Source organism: Piscicoccus intestinalis NBRC 104926, from assembly GCF_001515525.1.
Classification (GTDB): Bacteria; Actinomycetota; Actinomycetes; order Actinomycetales; family Dermatophilaceae; genus Kineosphaera; species Kineosphaera intestinalis.
In genome coordinates, this window is the sequence record NZ_BCNQ01000199.1 from 1 (window position 1) to 6,621 (window position 6,621).

The 6,621-nt window shown below is 73.7% G+C and carries 7 protein-coding genes; 3 read left to right on the plus strand and 4 right to left on the minus strand.

The window, feature by feature from the left end; genetic code table 11:
• Nucleotides 1-228 (plus strand): hypothetical protein (locus tag PINTE_RS23435; RefSeq protein WP_217996658.1); only part of this gene is annotated, 228 nt, incomplete at its 5' end.
• Between the two features lie 36 nt (nucleotides 229-264).
• Here PINTE_RS23435 and PINTE_RS19695 read toward each other — a convergent pair.
• Nucleotides 265-1,023, minus strand: coding sequence for an NUDIX hydrolase (locus PINTE_RS19695; protein WP_068434060.1), 759 nt, complete (start codon nucleotides 1,021-1,023; stop codon nucleotides 265-267).
• A 2-nt stretch (nucleotides 1,024-1,025) separates the two neighbouring features.
• Complete coding sequence (locus PINTE_RS19700) at nucleotides 1,026-2,195, minus strand: glycosyltransferase (protein WP_068434062.1); 1,170 nt, start codon at nucleotides 2,193-2,195, stop codon at nucleotides 1,026-1,028.
• Nucleotides 2,196-2,253: 58 nt separating this feature from the next.
• Here PINTE_RS19700 and PINTE_RS19705 point away from each other — a divergent pair, with 58 nt between their 5' ends.
• Together PINTE_RS19705 and PINTE_RS19710 are read left to right on the plus strand one after the other, a co-directional pair.
• Nucleotides 2,254-3,141, plus strand: coding sequence for a PIG-L deacetylase family protein (locus PINTE_RS19705; RefSeq protein ID WP_306304873.1), 888 nt, complete (start codon nucleotides 2,254-2,256; stop codon nucleotides 3,139-3,141).
• Entirely contained in the window at nucleotides 3,138-4,268 is a 1,131-nt protein-coding gene (locus tag PINTE_RS19710; RefSeq protein ID WP_068434066.1) for a lysylphosphatidylglycerol synthase domain-containing protein, read from the plus strand. Before PINTE_RS19705 ends, PINTE_RS19710 begins: the two co-directional genes overlap by 4 nt.
• A 162-nt stretch (nucleotides 4,269-4,430) precedes the next feature.
• On the opposite strand, the gene PINTE_RS19715 is transcribed toward PINTE_RS19710, so the two are convergent.
• Complete coding sequence (locus PINTE_RS19715) at nucleotides 4,431-5,186, minus strand: type 1 glutamine amidotransferase (protein WP_068434068.1); 756 nt, start codon at nucleotides 5,184-5,186, stop codon at nucleotides 4,431-4,433.
• Complete coding sequence (locus PINTE_RS19720; RefSeq protein ID WP_068434070.1) at nucleotides 5,186-6,490, minus strand: Mur ligase family protein; 1,305 nt, start codon at nucleotides 6,488-6,490, stop codon at nucleotides 5,186-5,188. The genes PINTE_RS19715 and PINTE_RS19720 overlap by 1 nt, the downstream gene beginning before the upstream one ends.
• Between the last annotated feature and the right edge of the window lie 131 nt (nucleotides 6,491-6,621).

Consider the following 6,621-nt stretch of genomic DNA (forward strand, 5'->3'; position numbering starts at 1 on the left):
CAGGCCGGGCGAGCCGGCCGGGCCGGCTCCCGCTCGGCGGGCCCGCCGCGGGGTCCGGACGTCGCGTTGCTCATCCTCGCCCTCGTCGGGCTCGTCGTCGCGGCGCTCGCGCTGCTGCAGGAGCTCGCGGGAGTCGGTGGGGCCGGCGACTGGGTCGGTCCCGCCGCCGCGGTCGCCGTCGGCGCCGCCCTCGTGCTGGCGGGGGTCGTCGGCCTCATCAGACGCTGACGCTGACCTCCAGCCCGCAGACCTGTCGAAAGTGCGTCACCCGGGAGGCGCCAACGGCGCCACCCAGCGGCTGGAGGCCGACCAGCCGAGGCGGGCCACGTCGGCGGCCGGCACCCAGGCGGCGTCGGCCGTCGACCCGCCGACGTCGTGCACGACGGGAGAGGTCGGCTCGGCACAGTCGGCCTCATACACCAGGCCGAGGGTGTGAAAGTCCTCGAGCCGCCCGGAGGGGGCCCGGCCGATCCAGTGCCGGTGGATGAGCCGGACGAGGTCGCCGACGCGCACGCGCTGACCCGTCTCCTCCCAGCACTCCCGCCGGGCACCCGCGCGCGGATCCTCGCCGGGGTCGACACCGCCTCCGGGCAGGGCCCACGCGCCGGGGGCACCGGTCGTCGTCGAGTAGCGGGTGGCCAGCAGCGCACCCTGCGTCCAGACGATGACGGAGGCGGAGACCCGCTGCACGGTCAGCGCCTGCTCCCCGGCGGCGATGCTCAGGCCGGGCGCGTGCCGGGGCGGCGTGGTGCGGGTCAGCAGTTCGGCCGGAGGCGGTCCGGTCGGGACCGGCAGGTCGTAGGCCAGCACGAGGTCACCGTCGGGTTCGCGGACCACCTGCGGCAGACCGACGCGGTCGTCGGGCGGCGGGGCGCTCCGCCGGCTCCGCTCGGTGCCCGCGCGGCGCACGGTCGCTCGCACGACCGCGGTCGGGTCGACGCCGTGCGGCAGCGGCAGGCGCCACCGCTCCCGGCCGCCGGCGTGTCCGGCGAACCAGATGGGCCCCGACAGCAGCAGCGTCACGCTCAGGCGACCCGGGCGGCCGGGCGGGCCGGGCTGACCGTCTCGCGCCCCATCGCGCGCCGGTACTCCCGTTCGGTCTTGGCGATGACGGCGCTCCAGTCGAGGTCGGCCGGCGGCACGCTGACGTTGTAGCGGTACATGCGCTCCCGCAGCGGCACGTCGGTGAGCAGCCGGGCGATCGCCGTGGCCATCTCCTCGTCGGTGCGGGCGAGGAAGCCGTTGACGCCGTCGTGCACGAACTCCGAGGCGCCGCTGGTGTCGAGCCCGACGACCGGCAGGCCGGCGCACCGCGCCTCCAGGGCCGCGATGCCGAACGACTCGAGCTTGGCCGGCGACAGGTACAGGTGCGCCCCGGCGTAGCGCTGCAGCAGCTCGGGGCGGCTGACCCGGCCCGGCAGCTCGACCCAGTCCGCCATGCCCTCGCGCCGCACGAACGACTCGACCGCCGGGCGGAGCCGACCGTCTCCGAGGATCGTCAGCTCGAACCGCACGTCGGGCTCCATCGCTCGCACCCGCTGCAGCACCTGCAGCATGGGGATCGGGCGCTTGCGGCGCACGAGCCGCATCGCGGTGACCAGGCGCACGACCCCGTCGTCCGCGGGCGGCGCCGAATCGTGCCGGGGCTGCCACCACGTGTCGACGTCGATGCCGTTGGGCAGCACCTGGACGACGCCGGTGTCGCCGAGCAACCGCTGCACGGGCACCGCCGCGACCGAGGAGACGGCGTTCATCGTCACCCCCGAGCGCGCCCAGCGCCGCACGGCCCCGGTGAGGGCGATCGCCGGCTCCGCCCAGGCGAGCATGCAGTGCCACGTCATCGTCGTCGGCAGGCCGAGACCGCGGGCCACCCGGGTGGCCTCGGTGGTGAACGGACTCACGACGCCCATGTGCACGTGGGCCACGTCGAAGCCGCGGCCGAGGCGGCGGCGCAGCTCGCGGGAGGCAAACGGGTTGAGCGGGAACCCGATCGGCAGATCCATGCCGAGCCGGTGCACGGGGATGCCGTCGACGACCTCGATGAGACCGCCGTGCTGCCCGTCCTCCCCCACCGTCGCCGTGAAGACCTCGACCTGGTGACCCGCCGCGCGCAGCCCGTGGGCCAGGTCGCGGACCTGCACCTCGATGCCGCCGAGACGCGGCAGGTAACAGTCCGTGACAAGGGCGATCTTCACAGGTCCAACCCTGGCACATTGCACGGGAATCCCACGAACCATGGGAGACACTAGGCGGGTGAGTCGAACCGTCGTGGCCGTCAACGCCCATCCTGACGACGAGGCTCTCCTCATGTCGGGCACGCTCGCCAAGGCCGCCGCCGGAGACCGAGTGGTGCTCGTCGTCGCCACCGACGGCGATCTCGGGCTCACCTCCAGCGATTACCGCGACGGTGCCCTCGGCTCCCTCGGCGCCCGCCGCCTGCGCGAACTGCAGGCCAGCGCCCGCGCGATCGGCGCGGCCGACGTCGAGTGGCTCGGGTACGCCGACAGCGGCATGGTCGGTGAGGTGCCGCCGGACCCGCCGGACCGGCTCCGGCTGCTGCGGGCCGACCCCGACCAGGTGGCCGACCGGATCGCGGCGATCCTCGTGCGCGAGCGCGCCGACGTCGTCATCGGGTACGACCGCAACGGCGGGTACGGGCACCGCGACCACATCCGCGTGCACGAGGTGACCCGGGCGGCCGCCGCGATCGCCGGCTCGCCGCGGCTGCTGGAGGCGACCGTGCCGCGCGAGACGATCACCCGCGCCGTCGCGTTCGCGCGGCGGCTGCCCGGCGTCGCCATCGACGTCGACCTCGTGGCGTGGCAGCGCGCGTTCACGCCGTCGGCGCAGATCACCCACCGGATCGACGTGCGTCGCCAGATCCCGGCCAAGCGGGCCTCGATGGCCGCGCACGCCACGCAGGCCGCTGCCGACGACGGCGCCGACCGCACGCTGGCGGCCTTCCTGCGCCTGCCCCGGCCGCTGTACTACCTCGTGTTCGGGCGGGAGTGGTTCGTCGACGCCACCGGCTCCGCGGCCTCGGAGCAGGGTTCGGTCGCGGGTTCGGGGCCGGTCTCGGGCTCGGTCGCGGGTTCGCGGCGTGACGACATCTTCGCCGGCCTCGACGGGAGCCGCCGATGACGGGGTCGGCGCCGCCCGGGCAGGCCACCGCCTCGCCGGACGACGAGGCGAATCCGGACGGTGCGCCCGGCGTTTCGCTGCCGCGCACGCCGGCGGCCATCGCGCGGCAGGTGGTGCAGGTGGTCGCGAGCCTGGGGCTGGCGGTGGGGCTGCTCGGGTGGGGGCTGCCGTACCTGACGGACACCAGCTGGTCGACGATCCTCGGCATCATCACCGGGATCGGCTGGCCGACGTTCTTCGGGCTGCTGGCTCTGATGTTCCTCGGGTTGTACTGCTACACGTTCACGCTCACCGGCTCCCTGCCGGGGCTGCGGCACTCGCAGGCGATCCTGGCCAACCTCGCCGGCTCCGGGGTGAGCAACACCCTGCCCGCCGGCGGCGCGGTCGGCAGCATGCTGACGTACGCGATGTTCCGCTCGTGGCGGTTCAGCCACCGCGGTATCTCGACGTCGATCATCGTCACCGCCGTGTGGAACATGCTGGCCCGCGTGTTGCTGCCGGTCATCGCGGCGATCGTGCTCATCCCCCAGGCGGGCCAGGTGCCCACCGCGATGGTCAAGGGCGCCGTGCTCGGCGGGGTCGGTGGGGCGCTCATCGCCGCCGCGCTCATCGCGATCATCTCCTCGCGCCGCGCGGCGCGGTGGGTCGGTCGCGCCGTCGACCGACTGTTCGGGCCCCTCATCCGCCGGCTGCGCCGCGGCAGCCGCCCCCACGACGCCGAACGCCTCGCCCTCGACGTGCGCGACAAGATCATCGACATCGTGCGCTCCCGCTGGCCGGCGCTGACGTTCGGGCTCGTCGGCTTCATGGGCGTGTACTTCCTGCTGTTCCGCCAGTGCCTGGAGGCCGTCGGCGTGCACATGTCGTGGTCGCACGCGTTCGCGGCCTACGCGGTGGGCCGGCTGCTGACCACCGTGGCCGTCACCCCCGGCGGCATCGGCGTCGCGGAGGCGGGCGCGGCGGCGGTCATGATCGCCCTCGGCGTGCCCGGCGAGGGCACCGCGGCCGCCGTCACCCTGTTCGCGCTGTTCAGCTACCTGCTGGAGATCCCGTTCGGCGCGATCGCCGCGGTGATCTGGCTCAACACCCGCGGTCACTACGCCCGCCGCCCCCCGCCTCCGCGCTAGCCCCACCCCCACACTCGGCCGAAATGCTCACCCCACACGTGGCCGAAGGCTGCCCTTTCGGTCGAGGGCTCCTGCCACAACCCTGGCCTTCGGCCGAAAGGGCAGCCTTCGGCCGGTTTTGTGGGGGCTCGCTGCAGCCGGCTCGGGGGCTGGCTTCGGGGGTTAGTGGGGTTTGTTGCGGCCGGTGAGGAGGCGGGTGATCTGGCGCTGCTGGGCCTCGTCGGCGAGGGTGTCGTCGAGGTCCTCGGGCTCGAAACCGCGGCTGAACGCGCGGTCGACGGCGGCCTTGATGAGCGCGTCGGCGAACTGCGCGTTGGCGGGCAGCACCGGGCCGTGCAGGTACGTGCCGTAGACGTGGTGGCGCCGGGCGCCCTCCGAGCCGTCCTTGCCGTTGTTGCCGCGGCCGTGACGCACCGTGCCGAAGGGCTCCTGACCGCCTCCGAGAGTCGTTGCGCCGGAGTGGTTCTCGTAGCCGACGACCTGGCCGTGCGGGGTGTCGAGCACGACCGGGCCGATCATGCGTTCCTTGTTGCCGCGGGTCGTCACGTCGAGGATGCCCAGGCCGGGCAGGCGCTGGCCGTCGACGGTGAGAAAGTCGTTGCCGAACAGCTGGTACATGCCGCAGATCATGAGCATCGGCGTGCCGTCCTCCGCGAGGCTCTTGAGCAGCGGGCCGTTGCGCTCGAGGTCCTTCTCGACCCGCGCCTGCCCGCTGTCCTGCCCGCCGCCGCCGACGATGAGGTGCGCGCCCGGAGTCAGTTCGGTGCCGGGGTGGTGCTCGACGACCTCCGCCTCGTAGCCGTGCCGGCGCAGCCGCGTCGCCAGGCAGCGGGTGTTGCCGAGGTCGCCGTAGATGCTCATCTCCTTGGGGTACAGGTGGACGAGCCGGATCGTGCCCTTGCTCTTGCCGCGCGCCATCAGACCGCCTCCTCGCCGAAGTCCGCGAGGCCGTAGCGCTCGGCCAGCGTGCGCCGCAGCGCCATCATCGCGGTGTACGTGCAGAAGATCCGTTTGGGTTCGTCCGGGTGCGTGGCCAGCAGGTGGTCCAGCGCGCGCGTCAGGTCGAGCTCGACGTGACCGGTGCTCACGTCGTCGTAGCTGAGCCGCAGCGCCATGTCGTAGGCGCGCACGCCGCTGGTCACCGCCACGCCCTTGCCCGCGAGCGAGGCGAACGAGACGTCGTACAGCCACGAGACGTCGCGCCCGTCGGCGTAGTTGTCGTTGATGGCGATCATCGTCGCCACCGGCGTCGACCCGTACGTGTTGAGCGCCACCGTGAACCCCGCCGGGTTCTTCACAAGCACGAGTTCCAGCGGCTGCCCGCCGACGTCGATGACCTCGCCGCGACCGAACGGCGGCGTCACCGCGCGCAGCGCCCGCTCCGTGGCCGCGGCGTCGAACCGCTCCCCCAGCACCCGGCGAGCCATCGTGACCGCGGCCGTCGCGTTGATCATCGCGGCGAGCCCGCGCTGGCGCAGCGCGAGCGGCCCGAGCACGAGACCGTCCGAGAACCTCACCTCGAAGTCGCGCTCGTCGATGGCCTTGAGCAGCCCGTCCTGCGGGCCGGGGTCGGGCACCGCGGACTCGTCCTCGAAGCGCACGTCCTGCTCGGACAGCTCGTCGAGGCGGTCGCGCATCGAGTCGTCGAGACCGAAGTAGGAGGCGGTCGGCACGCCCTGGCCGCCGGCGATGCGGGAGACGAAGGAGTCGTCGCGGTTGAGCACGACGCCCTGCGTGGTCTGCCCGGCGAGCTGCGCGAGCAGCTTGGCGGTGTGGTCGATCTCGGCGAAGCGGTCGAGCTGGTCTCGGGCCACGTTGAGCAGCAGCGAATGCGTGGGCTGCACGGCCGCGGCGAACTTCAGCGCGTGCGCCTCGTCGAGCTCGAGCACCGCCGCGTCGGCGCGCAGCCGGCCGGAGGCGGGCAGCAGCGGCAGCATCGCGGAGATCACCCCGCGCGTGAAGTTGCTGCCCGTCGGGTTGCTGAACACGTCGAGTCCGTGCTCGCGCAGGATCGCCGCGAGCATCTTGGTCGTCGTCGTCTTGCCGTTGGTGCCGGAGACGACGACCACGCCGCCGCGCACCTGCGACAGCGCGTTCGCGAGGAATTTCGGATCGACGCGTTCGGCGACCAGGCCCGGCAGCGCCGAACCGCCGCCTCGGAGGCGGGACGCGACGCGCGCCGCCTTGCCTGCCGTGGTGGCGAGGAGGGGTCGAAAGAGCACGTGGCCAGCCTAGCGAGCGGCCGCCGGGCCGCCGGTCAGGCTAGCCCTCGTGGGAGCCCGTGGCGCGGCGCTCCTGCCACTGGCGGGTCGGCGGGTCGGACGGGCCCTGCCGCCGCTGCCCGGCCTGCGGG

Coding starts and splice junctions, on each gene's coding strand:
- PINTE_RS19710 (WP_068434066.1), top strand. CDS start 3,138: ATGACGGGGTCGGCGCCGCCCGGGCAGGCCACCGCCTCGCCGGACGAC.
- PINTE_RS19715 (WP_068434068.1), bottom strand. CDS start 5,186: ATGGCGCGCGGCAAGAGCAAGGGCACGATCCGGCTCGTCCACCTGTAC.